This window comes from Amorphus suaedae, assembly GCF_053629675.1.
In genome coordinates this window covers 2677268-2692729 of record NZ_JBRJIT010000001.1, presented here as the reverse complement: position 1 = coordinate 2692729, position 15462 = coordinate 2677268, and the positions used below count along the sequence as shown (strand labels likewise).

Genomic DNA, 15462 nt, shown 5'->3' with positions numbered 1-15462 from the left:
CCCGGTTTCGCGGGGCCGCGCCGCGCGCGCATAAAAAAGGGGCCGCGCGGCCCCTTTTTCGTGTCGTGTGTCCGGCGGTGCCGGTGCTCAGGCGTCGAGGCCGTCCAGCGCGTCGAGGATGGCGCGGGTCATCTCCTCGGTGCCGACGGTGTCGGCGCCTTCAGGCGCGATGTCGGCGGTGCGCGCGCCGCTGTCGAGGGCGGCGGAGATCGCCTTGTCGAGCAGGTCGGCCTCCTCGATCATGCCGAACGAGTAGCGCAGCGCCATGCCGAACGAGGCGATCATCGCGATCGGGTTGGCGCGGCCGGTGCCGGTGATGTCCGGGGCCGAGCCGTGCACCGGCTCGTAGAGCGCCTTGCGGCGGCCGGTGACGGCGTCCGGCGCGCCCAGCGAGGCCGACGGCAGCATGCCGAGCGAACCGGTCAGCATCGCCGCCACGTCCGACAGCATGTCGCCGAACAGGTTGTCGCAGACGATCACGTCGAACTGCTTCGGCCGGCGCACCAGCTGCATGCCGCAGTTGTCGGCCAGCATGTGGTCGAGCTCCACGTCCGGATAGTCGGCGGCGTGCACCTGCTCGACGACTTCCTTCCACAGCACGCCCGTCTTCATGACGTTGCGCTTTTCCGACGACGTCACCTTGTTGCGGCGGGTGCGGGCGAGATCGAAGGCGACGCGGGCGATGCGCTCGATCTCGAAGGTGTCGTAGACCTGGGTGTCGACGCCGCGCTTCTGGCCGTTGCCGAGGTCGGTGATCTGCTTCGGCTCGCCGAAGTAGACGCCGCCGGTGAGCTCGCGGATGATCAGGATGTCGAGGCCGTCGACCAGCTCCTTCTTCAGGCTGGAGGCGTCGGCCAGAGCCGGGTAGCAGATCGCCGGGCGCAGGTTGGCGAACAGCTGCAGGTCCTTGCGCAGGCGCAAAAGGCCGGCCTCGGGGCGCACGTCGTAGCCGACGTCGTCCCACTTCGGGCCGCCCACCGCGCCGAACAGCACGGCGTCGGCGGCCAGCGCCTTCTCCATGGTCGCGTCGGTGACGGCGACGCCGTGGGCGTCGTAGGCGGAGCCGCCGACCAGGTCGGTCTCGGTGGTGAACAGCTCGGTGCCGGCGCGCTTGTTGAACCAGCCGATGACCTCGACCGCCGCCGCCATGATCTCCGGACCGATGCCGTCACCGGGAAGCAGCAGAAGCGAATGGGTCGTCATCGGGGGAGCCTTTCCTGAAAGCCTTCGTATCGGCGGGCTGATTGATGGGCGCCGGGAGACCGGCGCAGCGTGCTGCGTATCGGCTTCCCCGGGTCAAGGCAAGTATCGGCGGCCGCCTCCGGCCGCCGGCGCGCCGTCGCTCAGGCCGAAAGCCCGGCCAGCACGGCGAGGTCGACGTTGGCGCCGCAGGCGAGCACGCCGACGCGTTCGCCCGGCGCCGGCCGGTAGGCGCCCGACAGCAGCGCCGCCAGCGCGGTGGCGCCGCCCGGCTCGGTGGCGAGGTTGAGGTCGCGCCACAACAGCGCCTGCGCCGCGGTGATCGCCGCGTCCGGCACGACCACGGCCGCGTCCACGAACGCCCGGGTCTGCCGGAACGGCAGCTCGCCGATTCGCCGGGCGCCCAGCGAGTCCGCCGCCACCCCCTCCACGTCGACGTCCACCGGCGCGCCCGCGTCGCGCGCCGCCTTCAGGCAGCACGAGGTCTCCGGCTCCACCGCCACGACCTTCACCCGGTTCTCGTACCAGGTGGCGACGCCGGCGATCAGCCCGCCGCCGCCGACCGCGACCAGCACGGTGTCGAGGTCGGGGGACTGCTGCTCCCATTCCAGCCCGACGGTCCCCTGGCCGGCGATGGTGGTCGCCGCGTCGTAGGGGTGGATGTCGATGGCGCCGGTGCGCGCCCGGAACTCCGCGCAGGCGGCCGCCGCGTCGGCGTAGCGCGCCCCGCCGATGTGCACCTCGGCGCCGGCCTGGCGGATCCTGGCGACCTTCACCGGCGAGGAGATCTCCGGCACGAAGATCGTCGCCTTGTGGCCGAGACGGGCGGCCGCATGGGCGACGGCGGCGCCGTGGTTGCCGCCGGAGGCCGCCGCCACGCCCGCCGCCGGCACGTCGGCCGACAGCAGCGAGTTGAACGCGCCGCGCGGCTTGAACGAGCCCATGTGCTGCAGGCATTCCAGCTTCAGCACCAGGTCGAGGCCGAGCCCGAAGGCGCCGCGGCCGGGCGCGATCACCGGGGTGCGGCGCACGTGGGAGACGATGCGGCCGTGGGCGGCCTCGATGTCGGAGCGGGTCACGGGGAGGGCGTCGGTCACGGGCGGAAACCTCTCGTCGTCGGGTCGGCTGCGGCGCGGTTCAGCCGAGCAGCCGGGGAAGGGCGGTCAGGACCAGCTCGAGGCCGATCAGCGTCAGCACGATCTTCAGCGCGATCCGGAAGATGCGCTCGGGCAGCCGGCGCAGCACCCGGGTGCCGATCACCGTTCCGGCGAAGCCGGAGACGATCATCACGGCGGCCAGCGGCAGCCACTCGCCGAAGGCGAAGCCGAGCGCGCCGAAGGCCAGCACCTTCAGGCAGTGCTGCATCACCATCGACCCGGCGAACGTGGCGACCAGTTCCTCCTTGGTCAGCTTCGCGTGGGCGTAGAGCGCCATCACGAACGGCCCGGTGGCGCCGACGAACATCGACAGCAGCGTCGACATCGCCCCGCCGATCGGCAGCAGCACGCGGTTGCCGTCGCCGATCGACGGCATCCGGCCCCACACCGACCACAGCACGAACAGCCCCACGCCCAGCTTCAGCGCGACGTCGGGCACGTCCACCACCACCATCCCGCCGATCAGCGCGCCGACCACGGCGCCGATGGCGAACAGCGCCAGGATGTCCCAGCGGGCGTGGCGCACCTGCAGGATGGCGCGGCCGGAGTTGGAGCCCAGCTGCACCAGCCCGTGCACCGGCACCAGCGCCTGGATCGGCACCAGCGGGATCATCACGGCGATCAGCGTCAGCCCGCCGCCGATCCCGAACGCGGCCGTCATCGCCGAGGTCAGGCAGGACATGACGATCAGCAGGGCGGACGACCAGCCGGACAGGCCTTCGGGCGTCAGCAGCGACAGGAGATCCAAAGGTGGTGGTCCTTACCGGTCGGCAGGGCGGGGCGGGAGCGCCGCGGAGAGCGGCGTCAGGAGGGCGAGCGGCGATCGATCCGTGCGATCAGCTTTTCCACCGAAGGAAGGATCTTGTCCACGATCACGTCGACGCCCTTGGCGTTCGGGTGGATGCCGTCGCCAAGCCCGTACTCCGGATTGCCGGCCACGCCGTCCAGGAAGAACGGGTAGTAGATCGCGTCGTGGCGGCTGGCGAGGCGCTTGAAGATCGGGTTGAACGCCGCCTCGTAGTCCGGGCCCATGTTCGGCGGCGCCAGCATGCCGGCCAGCAGCACCGGGACGGCGCGCTCGGAAAGCTGCGTCAGCATCTTGTCCAGGTTGGCCTCGGTGGTGCCCGGATCGATGCCGCGCAGGGCGTCGTTGCCGCCGAGCTCCAGGATCACGCCGTCGGCGTCGGGCGGCACCGACCAGTCGAGGCGGGCGAGGCCGCCGGAGGTGGTGTCGCCGGAAACCCCCGCGTTGACGATCCTCACGTCCTGGCCGCGCTCGGCGAGCTTGGCCTGCAGGCGCTCGGCAAATCCCTCGTCGGGACCGAGCTGGTAGCCGGCCGTCAGGCTGTCGCCGAACGCGACGATGGTGATCGGTTTCTGCGCCTGCCCCGGTGTCGGGGCGAGGAGGAGGGCGAGGGCTGCGACAATGATGATCCGCATGGGCGTCCGCTTCTGCTGGATATGAGGGCGGCGAAGACCATATGCCCGGAAGGCCCGTAACCATCGCACGGGCAGAGCCTGCTGCGGATACTTCACGATATCGACGAAAGGGGGGCGATTTGGCCGAACCAGCAATCGCACTCGACGACGTTCATCTCAGTCTGGGGTCGGGGGCGGCCCGCGTCCATATCCTCAAGGGCGTTTCGCTGCGGATCGCGGCCGGCGAGTCCGTCGGCATCGTCGGACCGTCGGGGTCCGGCAAGTCCACCCTGCTGATGGTGCTGGGCGGGCTGGAGCGCGCCGATGCCGGCACCGTCGCGGTCGCGGGCAACGAGCTCACCGGCCTCAGCGAGGATCAGCTGGCGCGGTTCCGCGGCCGTTCGGTCGGCATCGTCTTCCAGGCGTTTCACCTCATCCCAACCATGACGGCGCTGGAAAACGTCGCGGTGCCGCTGGAACTCGCCGGGGTCGCCGGCGCCTTCGAGCGGGCGCGCGCCGAGCTCGCGGCCGTCGGGCTCGCCGATCGCACCAACCACTATCCGACCGAGCTGTCGGGCGGCGAGCAGCAGCGCGTGGCCATCGCCCGGGCGCTGGCGCCGGAACCGGCGCTGCTTCTGGCCGACGAGCCCACCGGCAACCTCGACGAGGACACCGGCGCCACCATCGTCGATCTGATGTTCGAGGCCTGTGCCAGCCGCGGCATGACGCTGGTGATCGTCACCCACGATCCCGAGCTCGCCCGCCGCTGCGACCGCACGGTGCGCATGCGCGCCGGCGAGGTCGACCACGCCCCCGTCGCCGCCGCCGTGCACGCGGTCTGAGCGGATGGCGCGCAACAGTCAGGGCCTCGCGACGGCCGTCCGGTTCGCCCTGCGCGAGATGCGCGGCGGGCTCGCCGGCTTCTACATCTTCATCGCCTGCATCGCGATCGGCGTCGGCACCATCGCCGGCGTCGGCTCGCTCGCCAGTGCCCTGACGCAGGGAATCGTGGCCGAGGGCCAGACGATCCTCGGCGGCGATCTCGACGTCTCGCTGATCCACCGCCGGCTGGAGGGCGACGAGCGCGCCTTCCTCGCCGACCAGGGCCGCCTGTCGGAAGTCGCCGACATGCGCGCCATGGTGCGCCGGCCGGACATCTCCGACCAGACGCTGGTGGAGCTCAAGGCCGTCGACGGCGCCTATCCCCTCTACGGCTCGGTCGCGCTTCAGGGCGGCGAGGTGCTCGACGCGGCGCTCGCCGACCGCGATGGCCAGCACACGGCGGTGGCCGACGCCACGCTGCTCGCCCGGCTCGGCGTCGACGTCGGATCGGTCCTCGACCTCGGCCGCACCCGGGTCCGCATCGTCGACACCATCGACAGCGAGCCGGACCGGCTCTCCGGCGGCGTCGAGTTCGGGCCCCGGCTGATGATCTCCTCGGCCGCGCTGGCCGACACCGGGCTGGTGCAGCCCGGCAGCCTGGTGCGCTGGCACTACCGCGTCGCCGGCGAGGACGGGCCGCTGTCGGAGACCCGCATCCAGCAGATCACCGAGGCCGCCAACGCGGCGTTCCCCCAGGCCGGCTGGCGCATCCGCTCGCGCACCGAGGCGGCGCCGGGTCTGCGCGATTCCATCGACCGCTTCGCCCAGTTCCTGACGCTGGTCGGCCTAACCGCGCTGGTGGTTGGCGGCGTCGGGGTCGCCAACGCGGTCCGCTCCTACTTGGAGCGCAAGCGCTCGGTGATCGCCACCTTCCGCTGCCTCGGCGCCGACGGCGGCTTCGTGTTCCGGGTCTACCTGGTGCAGATCCTGATGCTCGCCGGCATCGGCGTGGCCATCGGCCTGGTCATCGGCGCGCTGATCCCGCCGATCTCGGCGATGCTGCTGGACGGCATCCTGCCGGTGTCCGCCCTCGGCCGGCTCTATCCGGGCCAGCTGGCGCTGTCGGTGGTCTACGGTCTCCTGACGGCGCTCGCCTTCGCGCTCTGGCCGCTCGGCCGGGCCCACGACGTGCCGCCCACGGCGCTGTTCCGCGAGCGCTCGGGCGGCGAGGGCGGCCTGCCGCGGCGGCGCTACCTGGCCGCCACCGCGGCGGTGACGCTGCTGCTCGCCGCCGTCGCCGTGCTGCTCGCCCACGACCGCTTCCTCGCCTTCGTCTACGTGGTCGCCGTGGTGATCGCCTTCGCGCTGCTGCGGGTCGTCGCCTGGCTGATCATGGCGCTTGCCCGCATCAGCCCGCGCCCGCGCGCCACCGGCGCCCGGCTGGCGCTGGGCAACATCCACCGGCGCGGCGCGCTCACCCCCACGGTGGTGCTGTCGCTCGGGCTGGGGCTCGCCCTGCTGGTCACCCTGGCGCTGATCGACGGCAACCTGCGCAACACGCTGACGTCGCGGCTGCCGGAGGAGGCGCCGAGCTTCTTCTTCGTCGACATCCAGGACGCGGAGAAGGCGGATTTCCTGAAGACGCTGCACGCCGAGGCGCCCGACGCGGTGATCGAGACCCAGCCGATGCTGCGCGGCCGCATCGTCGCGCTGAAGGGCATCCCGGCGGCCGACTATCCCGCCCCGCCCGAGGCCCAATGGGTGCTGCGCGGCGATCGCGGCATCACCTATTCCGTCGGCGGGCCTGAAAACTCGACGGTCGTGCAGGGGGCGTGGTGGCCGGAGGGATATAGCGGTGTGCCGCTGGTCTCCTTCGCCGAGGAGCTGGGCACCGAGCTGGGCCTCAAGGTCGGCGACAGCGTCACGGTCAACGTGCTCGGCCGCGAGATCGAGACGAAGGTCGCCAACTTCCGCACGGTGGCCTGGGAAAGTCTCTCCATCAACTTCGTGATGGTGTTCTCGCCCAACACCTTCGCCGGCGCGCCGCACGCCCATCTGGCGACGCTCACCTATCCCGACGGCGGCACCACGGAGGAGGAGGTCGGCCTGCTCCGGACCCTCGCGCAGACCTTCCCGACCGTCACGGCGGTGCGGGTGAAGGACGCCCTCGACACCGTCAACGGTGTGGTCGCGAAGATCGCCCTGGCGATACGGGCGGCGGCCAGCGTCACGCTGGTCGCCAGCATCCTGGTGCTCGCCGGCGCGCTCGCGGCCAGCCACCGCACCCGGATCTACGATGCGGTGGTCCTGAAGACCCTCGGGGCGACGCGGGCGCGGCTGGTCGGGGCCTATGCGCTGGAATACGCCATCATCGGCGCGGCGACGGCGGTGTTCGCCATCCTCACCGGGTCGCTGGCGGCCTGGTACGTGCTCACCGCGATCATGGACATCGAGTTCCAGATGATGCCGCTGACGGCGGTTGGCGCGGTGCTGGTGGCGCTGGCGGTGACCGTCGGGCTGGGGCTGGTCGGGACCTGGCGCGCGCTCGGCGAGAAGCCGGCGGCGATCCTCCGCAACCAGTAGGGCGCGCCCCGCGGGGGCGGCCGGACAGGGGATGGCGTGCCGGACTGTTCGAAGATCCGACACGCCGCCACCATCTGCGTCCCGCTCTCGTTCCGTCAGGTCGTCGGACCGAGAGAGTTGGGCAAGGAGGTCGGGACAAGGATGACCCTACCTCCGGGTTATTAATCGTTTCCGAACGCGCGGACGAATTTTACCAAAATTTTGCCACGTTTCAGACGGCCCCGGCGGCCTGCCCGCAGGCCTCCTCGGCCACCGCCGCCAGGGCGCGGCCCAGGAGGGCGATGGTCTGGTCGGAGCCGGGGCCGACCCCGTGGCGCTGCGCGATCCACGCCGGGTCGTTGTAGCCGAGCCAGGTCCGCCCGTCGGCGTCCTGCCAGACCAGCGCCTTCAGCGGCAGGTCGATCGCCGCCGCCTGGACGTCCTGCATCAGCGGCGTCCCGGCCTTCGCGTTGCCGAACAGGATCACCCGGGTCGGCCGCAGATCGAGCCCCGCGGCGGCGGCCGCCCTGGCGTGATCGATGTCGGCGAGGACGGTGATGCCGCGCGCCTCGACGGCCGCGATCAGACGCTCGGCGGTCCGGTCGGGATCGTGGGCGCTCGGGAGAACAGTCAGCCCGTCCACGCTCATGCGCCCGCGCCCGTGTCGCCGCTGTAGCGGGCTTCTACCTCGTCCATCTTCCGGGCGAGTTCCTCCGGCGTCAGGATCCCCTTCTCGAACAGGATGTTGCCGAACGCGGCGATCCAGCGCTCGTAGTAGCTGAGCTTGCCGATGATCTCGGCCCCCAGCGCCTCCACGCCGCGTCGCTTCTCCTCCGTGTTGATGATCTTGTGGAAGTCCAGCACGTCGGCGAGCGCGTGGCAGCGCTTCTCCCACGGCTCGAGCGCGTGCTCGACCTGCTCGATCGGACCGGCGCCGTCGCCGCCGATGTCGTTGGGCAGCCGCTTCAGGAGCTGTTCGGTGCCGCTCATGCCGCAAGTCCTTCTTCGGGAACGGTGACCGGGATGACGCCGATCATCGCGTCGCGGGTCACCAGCGCGGCGAGCTGGTCCTCGGAGAAGCCCTCCGTGCCGTCCGGCCGGCGTGGCAGCACCAGATAGCGCACCATCGCGGTGGAATCGGAGACCCGGATCTCGACGTCGTCGGGGACGGTGGTGCCGAACTCGGCCAGCACCTTGCGCGGCTCGCTCACCGCCCGCGCCCGGTAGGGCTTCAGCTTGTACCAGTCCGGCGGCAGGCCGAGGACGGCGCGGGGATAGCAGGAGCACAGCGTGCAGACGATCAGGTTGTGAACGGTTTCGGTGTTCTCCAGCACGATCAGCTGGGTGTCGTCGTAGAAGCTGATGCCGAGCTCCTCGCAGGCCGTCCTGCCGTTCTCCAGCAGCCGCGCCTTGAAGGCGGGATCGACCCAGGCCCGAGCCACGACCTTGGCGCCGAGGGCGGGCGAGCGGGAATCCAGCACCTCGATCTGGCGGCGGATTTCGTCGGGGCCGATGAGCCCCTTCTCCACCAGCAGTTCGCGAACCGCGGTCTCCATCATGTCGTAGTAGCCGGGCTTCTCGTCCTGGCTGATCGGGGCGTGCGGATGATCGTGGTCGTGTTCGTGATGGTCGTGGTCGTGATCCGTGGTGCTCATTCAGCAACTCTCCAGCCAGGTCTCGTAGACCTCGATGCGAAGCCCGTCCGTGGCGGCGCCGGCGTAGCCGGGCCAGAGCTCGGCCATCGGAATGGCGAGGCGGTAGTAGTGGCGCCTGGAGCCGGCGTTGCGGCCGTAGGCCTCCTGCTCGTTGTCGACCCCGGCGGCCATCACCGCCTCCACCGTGGCAGTCTTGCCGCGGACGTAGGTCGGGACGCGGTAGTGGCCGATCGGCGAGCGGGTGAGGATGCGGACCTTGTCCCCGGGTGCGAACGCCGGGGCCTCTCCCTCGGCCCGGACGATGCCGGGCAGGGCCTTCGCCGCGGATGGTTTCGTGATCATCGAGACATCCCCTGACAACCTCGCGGCGGCCCCGCCGGGCGCCGCGCCGATGGTCACACCATCGCCCCTGTCTTTGACTTTCTGAAGTCAGAAAATCCACGGGTTGATGTGCGAGCCGCCCCCCCCTTCCGCGGGGGGCGGGGCGATGCGCGATGCGCGGTGCGCGCGCGCAATTTCGCGCAGAAACGCGCAAGAACGCGCAGAAACGCGCAGGCCCGGTCATGGCTGCGCGCGGCGGGCTCCGGACGTGAAAACGGGCGCCCGAAGCGCCCGTTTCCTCAGTCTTTCCCGAGGCGTTCCCGCCCGCCCGCCCGTCAGGCGAGGGGGTCCGAAACGTGCTCCGGCTCGGCGTGGTCGACCCGCTTGCCGCCGCAGAAATCGCCGATGTACTGGAACATCACGTAGAGGCCCGGGATCAGGATGATGCCCACCACGGTGGCCGCCAGCATGCCGCCGAGCACCGTGATGCCGAGCACCACGCGGCTGACCGCGCCCGCCCCCGTCGCGGTGACCAGCGGGATCAGGCCGAGGATGAACGCGAAGGCGGTCATCAGCACGGCGCGGAACCGCATGTGGGCGCCCTGGAGGGCAGCTCCGTAGCGGGTGTGTCCCGCCTCGCGTTCCTCCTTGGAGAACTCGACGATCAGGATCGCGTTCTTGGCGGCCAGTCCGATGAGCAGCACCAGGCCGATCTGGACGTAGACGTTCAGCGCGATGCCGAAGACGGTCACCGCTCCGACCGCGCCCAGCACGGCCACCGCGACCGACGTCAGCACCGCGAACGGGATCGCCCAGCTCTCGTACTGCGCCACCAGGAACAGGTAGCCGAACAGCAGCGCCATGCCGAACAGCGCGGCGATCGAGCCGCTCTGGTTGGCCTCCTGGTACGACAGGCTCGACCACTCGAACGCGTAGCCCTCGGGCAGCGTCTTCGCCGAAATCTCCTCCATCGCCTTCATGGCGTCGCCGGAGGCGTAACCCGCGGCGGCGGACCCGTTCACCTGGGCCGACATGAACTGGTTGTAGCGGTAGGCGAGGCTCGGTCCGAAATCGAACGTGGTCGTCGCCAGCGTCGACACCGGCACCATGTCGCCCGACGCCGAGCGGACATACAGCCGGTTGATGTCGTCGATCTGGTTCCGGAACTGCTGGTCGGCCTGGATGTTCACCTGGAAGATGCGGTCCAGGTAGGTGAAGTTGTTGACGAACATCGAGCCCAGCTGCGCCTGCAGCGTGTTGTAGAGGCTCGACACCGAGACCTGGAGGGCCTGGGCCTTGGTCCGGTCGACGTTCAGGTACACGCGCGGCACGTCGGCGTTGTAGCTCGAGTAGGCCGAGGCGATGCGCGGATCGGCGTTGGCCGCGATGATGAGGGCACGCAGCGCCGACGACATGTCGCTGGGCGACTGGCCGCCGATCGCCTCGAGCCGGTAGTCGAAGCCGGCGGCGCTGCCGAGGCCGGGAATGGCCGGCGGCGGGAACGCGAAGACGTTGGCGGCCGGAATGGCCGCGTACTCGGCAGAGAGGTTCTCGTAGATCGCCTTCAGCGACGTCTCCGGGGTCGTCCGCTCGTCCCACGGGTTCATCACGATGATCGCGAGGCCGTTGTTGGAGCCGGGCGCGCCGGAGAGCAGGCTGTAGCCCGAGACGGTCACCACGTTGGCGACGCCCGCCTGCTTGCGGGCGATCTTCTCGACCTGGTCCATGATGCGCTCGGTCTGCGGCAGCGCGGCGCTGGATTCCAGGCTCACGTCGACGAACAGCACGCCCTGGTCCTCGTTCGGAATGAACGCGCCGGGAAGACGCCCGAGCAGGAAGAAGGCGACGCCGCCGACCACCAGGATCAGGATGCCGGCGATGGCGGACCGGCGGGCGATCACGCCGACGACGCTGACGTAGCCGCTACGGGTCTTGTCGAGGCCCTTGTTGAAGTAGCGGAAGAAGACGTTCTTGCGCTCCTTGGGCGGCCGGAGAACCAGCGAGCAGAGCGCCGGCGACAGCGTCAGCGCGTTCACCATCGAGATGAACACCGCCATCGAGATGGTCACGGCGAACTGACGGAACAGCTCGCCGGTGATGCCGGGGAAGAACGAGACCGGGCCGAACACCGCGAACAGCACCAGCGTGGTGGAGACGATCGGGCCGGTGACCTGCTTCATCGCCTTGATGGTCGCCTCGCGGGCATCGAGGCCTTCTTCCTCCATCACGCGCGTGACGTTCTCCACCACCACGATGGCGTCGTCGACGACGAGGCCGATGGCCAGCACCACCGCGAACATCGAGATCGTGTTGAGCGAGAACCCGAACAACATGAGGAAGACGAACACGCCGATCAGCGAGACCGGGATGGTGATCGCCGGAATGATCGTCGCGCGCACGCTCTCCAGGAAGATGAACACCACCAGCAGCACGATCACGCCGGTGATCGCCAGCGTCATGGTGATTTCCTCGATGGAGGCGGACACGAACAGCGTGGAATCGTAGACGGTCTGGACGTCGATGCCCTCGGGGAAGCGGCTCTTCAGATCGGCGAGCTGGGCCTGGACGCCCTTGGCGACGGCGAGCGCGTTGGCGCCCGGCGCCTGATAGATCGCCAGCGTCGCCGCCGGCGCGCCGTTGAGCCGCGAGACCGACGAGTAGGTCTGGGCGCCGAGCTCGACGCGGCCGATGTCGCCGACGCGGACGACCGCGCCATCGTTGCCGGTGCGGACGATGATCTGCTCGAATTCGGCCGGCGATTCGAGCTGGCCGACGGCGGTGATCGTGTACTGGTTGACCTGATCGTCGCCGATCGGCGGGCCGCCGATCTGGCCGAGCGCGGCCTGGATGTTCTGCGCCTGGATGGCGCTCACCACGTCCTGGGGCGACAGGCCGATCGCGGACATCTTGTCCGGGTTCAGCCAGATGCGCATCGAATAGTCGAGTTCGCCCAGCAGGTTGGCGGCGCCGACGCCTTCAACGCGCGCCAGCGGGTCGCGGATGTTGATGGAGGTGTAGTTGGACAGATAGACGGGATCGAAGCTGCCGTCGGGCGAAAAGACGTTGATGACCAACAGCATGTTGGTCGACTGCGCCTGCACGACGACGCCCTGCTCGATCACCGAGGAGGGCAGCTTCGAGGTCGCCTGGGACACGCGGTTCTGGACGTTGACCTGCGCGATGTCCGGATCGGTGCCGATGTCGAACGAGACCGACAGGGTGTAGGTGCCGGCCGAGGACGAGACCGAGGACATGTAGATCATGTCCTCGACGCCGTTGACCTGCTCCTCGATCGGGCCGCCAACGGTGTTGGCGATGGTGGCGGCGTCGGCGCCCGGGTAGGTCGCGGTGACCTGGACCACCGGCGGGGTGATCTCGGGATACTGGGCGATCGGGATCGACAGCAGCGCCAGAATGCCGGCGACGGTCAATACGATGGAGATGACCGCGGCGAGGCGCGGCCTGCGTACGCAGATCTCGGAGATCATGCTCTAGTTCCCCGAGCCGGAGGAGGACGGTGTCCCGCTCGCACCCGAGGATCCGGCCGGGGCGGCCTTGCCGTCGGCGGGCTTCGCATCGGACGACTTGGCGTCGGCGGTCTCTGAACTCTGCGACGGACCGGCCTGGGAGGCGTTCTTGAAGGAGACCGAGGTGGGTGTGACCTCCATGCCCGGCTGGATCTTCTGCACGCCCTGGACGACGACGGTGTCGCCGTCCTGCAGGCCCGAGGTGACGGCCCAGCCGTCCTGGACCTGGATGGACGTCTCGATCCGGCGCTCCTGCACCTTGTTGGAGGTATCGAGGATGAACACGTAGCGGCCCTGACGGTCCTGCTGGACCGCGGAGAGCGGCACGATCGGCAGCTTCTCCTGCTCCGCCTTGCGCAGGATTGCCGTCACGTAACCGCCCGGGAGCAGGGCGCCGTCCGGGTTGGGGAAGTTCGCGTAGACGGCGACGGTGCCGGTCGTCTGGTCGACCGTGTTGCTGACGAAGGCGAGCTTGCCGGCCTTGTCGTAGCTCTTGCCGTTGGGCAGCGTGATCGACGGCACGAAGGTCTGGCCTTCGGCGGATGCGGCGCTGAGACCCTTCTCCTGGGCGAACTCGATCCAGTAGGTTTCCGGGATCGAGAAGACCATCCGGATCGGGTCAAGCTGCACCACGGTGGCGAGGGTGCCGGACTGGGTGTTGACCAGATTGCCCTGGGTGACGTTGGTGGCGCCGATCCGGCCGTCGATGGGCGAGCTGATCGTGGTGTAGCCGAGATTGATCTGGGCGGTCTGGATGGCGGCGTTGGCGGATTCGATCGACGCCTGGCCGCTCTGGACGTTGGCGGCGGCCTCGTCACGCTCGGCCTGGGCCTGGTCGACCACGGACTGGGAGACGGTCTGCTTTTCCAGCAGCGTCTGCTGGCGGTCGAGGTTGACCTGGGCGTTCTTGAGGCTGGCTTCGGCGCCGGATTTCTGGGCCTTGGCGGTGGCGAGCTGGGCCTGGGCGGAGGCGAGCTGCGCCTGATACTGGTTCTGCTCGATCTGGTAGAGCAGTTCGCCCTTCTTGACGAAATCGCCTTCCTTGAAGGCAACCTCGTTCAGGAAGCCCTCGACCCGGGCAACCACGTCGACCTGCTGGATCGCCTGGATGCGGCCGAGGAACTGGGCGGAGGCCGCGACCTCCTCCGACTGGATGGAGGTCACCACCACGGCGGGAGGCGCCTTGCTGCCGCCTCCGGGGGCCTGGGCCAGGGCTGGTGCCGTTGCGGCGATGCAAACCGCGACCGCGAGAGCCGCCGAGTGGCGCATCCTCTTGGACCGCACGCTGGACACGCGTTCGCCGCAGCACACACCCATACTCAACCCTCCCGAACCCGCTGCACCACATGTCAGCCACTTTGGCTTTAGCACTCAAAGGGACGCAGTTGAAAGGACCTGAACCACCTTAGGCGGCCCCATTTCTCGCCATTGTGACCGCGCTGCATCGCCCTCCCCGGTCCCGCGAGCACTTGACACCGGGCGCCGCCGGTTCGAAATCGCACCCACACATCGGCCGCGGCCGCTTCCGGCGCCGCCCGTCACAAGATCCACGAAAGGACCGAAAGCCCATGCGCGAGGCCTATATCGTCGACTACGTCCGCACCCCGATCGGCCGGTTCGGCGGCAGCCTGTCGTCCGTCCGCGCCGACGACCTGGGCGCGCTGCCGCTCAAGGCGTTGGTCGCGCGCAACGGCAGCGTCGACTTCGCCGCCGTCGACGACGTGATCTTCGGCAATGCCAACCAGGCCGGCGAGGACAACCGCAACGTCGCCCGCATGGCGGTGCTGCTCGCGGGGCTGCCGGAGAACGTCTCCGGCACCACCATCAACCGCCTGTGCGGCTCCGGGATGGACGCCACCGCCATGGCGGCGCGCATGATCAAGACCGGCGAGGCCGACCTGGTGATCGCCGGCGGCGTGGAGTCCATGTCGCGCGCGCCGTTCGTGATGCCGAAGGCCGACACGGCGTTCTCCCGCAAGGCCGAGATCTACGACACCACCATCGGCTGGCGGTTCATCAATCCGTTGATGAAGAAGCAGTACGGCGTCGATTCCATGCCGGAGACCGGCGAGAACGTCGCCGAGGAGTTCCAGATCAACCGCGCCGACCAGGACGCCTTCGCTGCCCGCTCCCAGCAGCGCGCCGTGGCGGCTCAGGAGGCCGGCCGGCTGGGTGAGGAAATCATCCCGGTGACGATCCCGCAGCGCAAGGCCGACCCGATCGTCGTCGACATCGACGAGCACCCGCGCGCCGGCACCACGGCGGAGAAGCTCGCCAAGCTGCCGACGCCGTTCCGGGAAAACGGCACGGTGACGGCGGGCAACGCGTCCGGCGTCAACGACGGCGCCGCGGCGCTGCTGCTCGCTTCCGCCGAGGCGGTCGAGAAGTATGGCCTGACGCCCATCGCCAAGGTGATCGGCGGGGCCACCGCCGGCGTGCCGCCGCGCATCATGGGCATCGGCCCGGCGCCGGCGACCCAGAAGCTGATGGAGCGCTACGGCCTGAAGATCAGCGACTTCGACGTGGTCGAGCTGAACGAGGCGTTCGCCAGCCAGTCGCTGGCGGTGCTGCGCCAGCTGGGCCTCCCCGACGACGCCGAGCACGTGAACCCGAACGGCGGCGCCATCGCGCTCGGCCATCCGCTCGGCATGTCCGGCGCGCGCATCGTCGGCACCGCCATGCGGGAGATGCAGCGGCGCGGAGGCAAGAAGGCGCTCGCCACCATGTGCATCGGCGTCGGCCAGGGAATCGCGCTGGCGATCGAGGCGGCGTAGGCAGACCCGAAGCCCCAGGCCGGCA

At 69.8% G+C, this 15462-nt stretch carries 13 protein-coding genes; 3 read left to right on the top strand and 10 right to left on the bottom strand.

Annotation, left to right across the window (positions count from 1 at the left end; all coding sequences use genetic code 11):
* Nucleotides 1–87 precede the first annotated feature (87 nt).
* From leuB to AB7M35_RS11980, 4 genes are all read right to left on the bottom strand, one after another.
* Entirely contained in the window at nt 88–1203 is a 1116-nt protein-coding gene (gene leuB / locus AB7M35_RS11995) for a 3-isopropylmalate dehydrogenase (RefSeq protein ID WP_453960054.1), read from the bottom strand.
* A gap of 140 nt (nt 1204–1343) precedes the next feature.
* Nucleotides 1344–2297 (bottom strand): threonine/serine dehydratase, encoded by a 954-nt coding sequence (locus tag AB7M35_RS11990; protein ID WP_453960052.1) that lies wholly within the window; start codon nt 2295–2297, stop codon nt 1344–1346.
* Between the two features lie 40 nt (nt 2298–2337).
* Nucleotides 2338–3105, bottom strand: coding sequence for a sulfite exporter TauE/SafE family protein (locus tag AB7M35_RS11985; RefSeq protein WP_453960050.1), 768 nt, complete (start codon nt 3103–3105; stop codon nt 2338–2340).
* Between the two features lie 56 nt (nt 3106–3161).
* Nucleotides 3162–3797, bottom strand: coding sequence for an arylesterase (locus tag AB7M35_RS11980; protein ID WP_453960048.1), 636 nt, complete (start codon nt 3795–3797; stop codon nt 3162–3164).
* 119 nt (nt 3798–3916) lie between these two features.
* Here AB7M35_RS11980 and AB7M35_RS11975 point away from each other — a divergent pair, with 119 nt between their 5' ends.
* Together AB7M35_RS11975 and AB7M35_RS11970 are read left to right on the top strand one after the other, a co-directional pair.
* Nucleotides 3917–4618: an ABC transporter ATP-binding protein gene (locus AB7M35_RS11975; RefSeq protein ID WP_453960047.1), complete on the top strand. Its 702-nt coding sequence runs from the start codon at nt 3917–3919 to the stop codon at nt 4616–4618.
* Nucleotides 4619–4622: 4 nt separating this feature from the next.
* Nucleotides 4623–7181, top strand: a complete 2559-nt coding sequence (locus AB7M35_RS11970) for an ABC transporter permease (RefSeq protein WP_453960046.1) — start codon at nt 4623–4625, stop codon at nt 7179–7181.
* A gap of 211 nt (nt 7182–7392) precedes the next feature.
* On the opposite strand, the gene AB7M35_RS11965 is transcribed toward AB7M35_RS11970, so the two are convergent.
* From AB7M35_RS11965 to AB7M35_RS11940, 6 genes are all read right to left on the bottom strand, one after another.
* Nucleotides 7393–7809 carry a DUF302 domain-containing protein gene (locus tag AB7M35_RS11965; RefSeq protein WP_453960045.1) on the bottom strand — a complete coding sequence of 139 codons (417 nt, stop codon included), beginning with the start codon at nt 7807–7809 and terminating at the stop codon, nt 7393–7395.
* Nucleotides 7806–8150: a nitrile hydratase gene (locus AB7M35_RS11960; RefSeq protein WP_453960043.1), complete on the bottom strand. Its 345-nt coding sequence runs from the start codon at nt 8148–8150 to the stop codon at nt 7806–7808. Before AB7M35_RS11960 ends, AB7M35_RS11965 begins: the two co-directional genes overlap by 4 nt.
* The gene (nthA, locus tag AB7M35_RS11955; protein WP_453960041.1) at nt 8147–8815 is read right to left on the bottom strand and encodes a nitrile hydratase subunit alpha; all 669 of its coding nucleotides are present in this window, start codon (nt 8813–8815) and stop codon (nt 8147–8149) included. Before nthA ends, AB7M35_RS11960 begins: the two co-directional genes overlap by 4 nt.
* Nucleotides 8816–9157, bottom strand: coding sequence for an SH3-like domain-containing protein (locus AB7M35_RS11950; RefSeq protein WP_453960039.1), 342 nt, complete (start codon nt 9155–9157; stop codon nt 8816–8818).
* Between the two features lie 314 nt (nt 9158–9471).
* Complete coding sequence (locus AB7M35_RS11945) at nt 9472–12624, bottom strand: efflux RND transporter permease subunit (protein ID WP_453960037.1); 3153 nt, start codon at nt 12622–12624, stop codon at nt 9472–9474.
* Nucleotides 12625–12627: 3 nt separating this feature from the next.
* Nucleotides 12628–13833 (bottom strand): efflux RND transporter periplasmic adaptor subunit, encoded by a 1206-nt coding sequence (locus AB7M35_RS11940; protein WP_453960036.1) that lies wholly within the window; start codon nt 13831–13833, stop codon nt 12628–12630.
* Between the two features lie 398 nt (nt 13834–14231).
* On the opposite strand from AB7M35_RS11940, the gene pcaF reads away from it, so the two are divergent.
* Nucleotides 14232–15437 carry a 3-oxoadipyl-CoA thiolase gene (gene pcaF, locus AB7M35_RS11935; RefSeq protein WP_453960034.1) on the top strand — a complete coding sequence of 402 codons (1206 nt, stop codon included), beginning with the start codon at nt 14232–14234 and terminating at the stop codon, nt 15435–15437.
* Nucleotides 15438–15462: the final 25 nt, after the last annotated feature.

Bases quoted from the DNA above. Each gene is read 5' to 3' on its own strand.
- leuB (WP_453960054.1), bottom strand. From the start codon at position 1,203: ATGACGACCCATTCGCTTCTGCTGCTTCCCGGTGACGGCATCGGTCCG.
- AB7M35_RS11980 (WP_453960048.1), bottom strand. From the start codon at position 3,797: ATGCGGATCATCATTGTCGCAGCCCTCGCCCTCCTCCTCGCCCCGACA.
- AB7M35_RS11970 (WP_453960046.1), top strand. From the start codon at position 4,623: ATGGCGCGCAACAGTCAGGGCCTCGCGACGGCCGTCCGGTTCGCCCTG.
- AB7M35_RS11965 (WP_453960045.1), bottom strand. From the start codon at position 7,809: ATGAGCGTGGACGGGCTGACTGTTCTCCCGAGCGCCCACGATCCCGAC.
- AB7M35_RS11960 (WP_453960043.1), bottom strand. From the start codon at position 8,150: ATGAGCGGCACCGAACAGCTCCTGAAGCGGCTGCCCAACGACATCGGC.
- nthA (WP_453960041.1), bottom strand. From the start codon at position 8,815: ATGAGCACCACGGATCACGACCACGACCATCACGAACACGACCACGAT.
- AB7M35_RS11950 (WP_453960039.1), bottom strand. From the start codon at position 9,157: ATGATCACGAAACCATCCGCGGCGAAGGCCCTGCCCGGCATCGTCCGG.
- AB7M35_RS11945 (WP_453960037.1), bottom strand. From the start codon at position 12,624: ATGATCTCCGAGATCTGCGTACGCAGGCCGCGCCTCGCCGCGGTCATC.
- pcaF (WP_453960034.1), top strand. From the start codon at position 14,232: ATGCGCGAGGCCTATATCGTCGACTACGTCCGCACCCCGATCGGCCGG.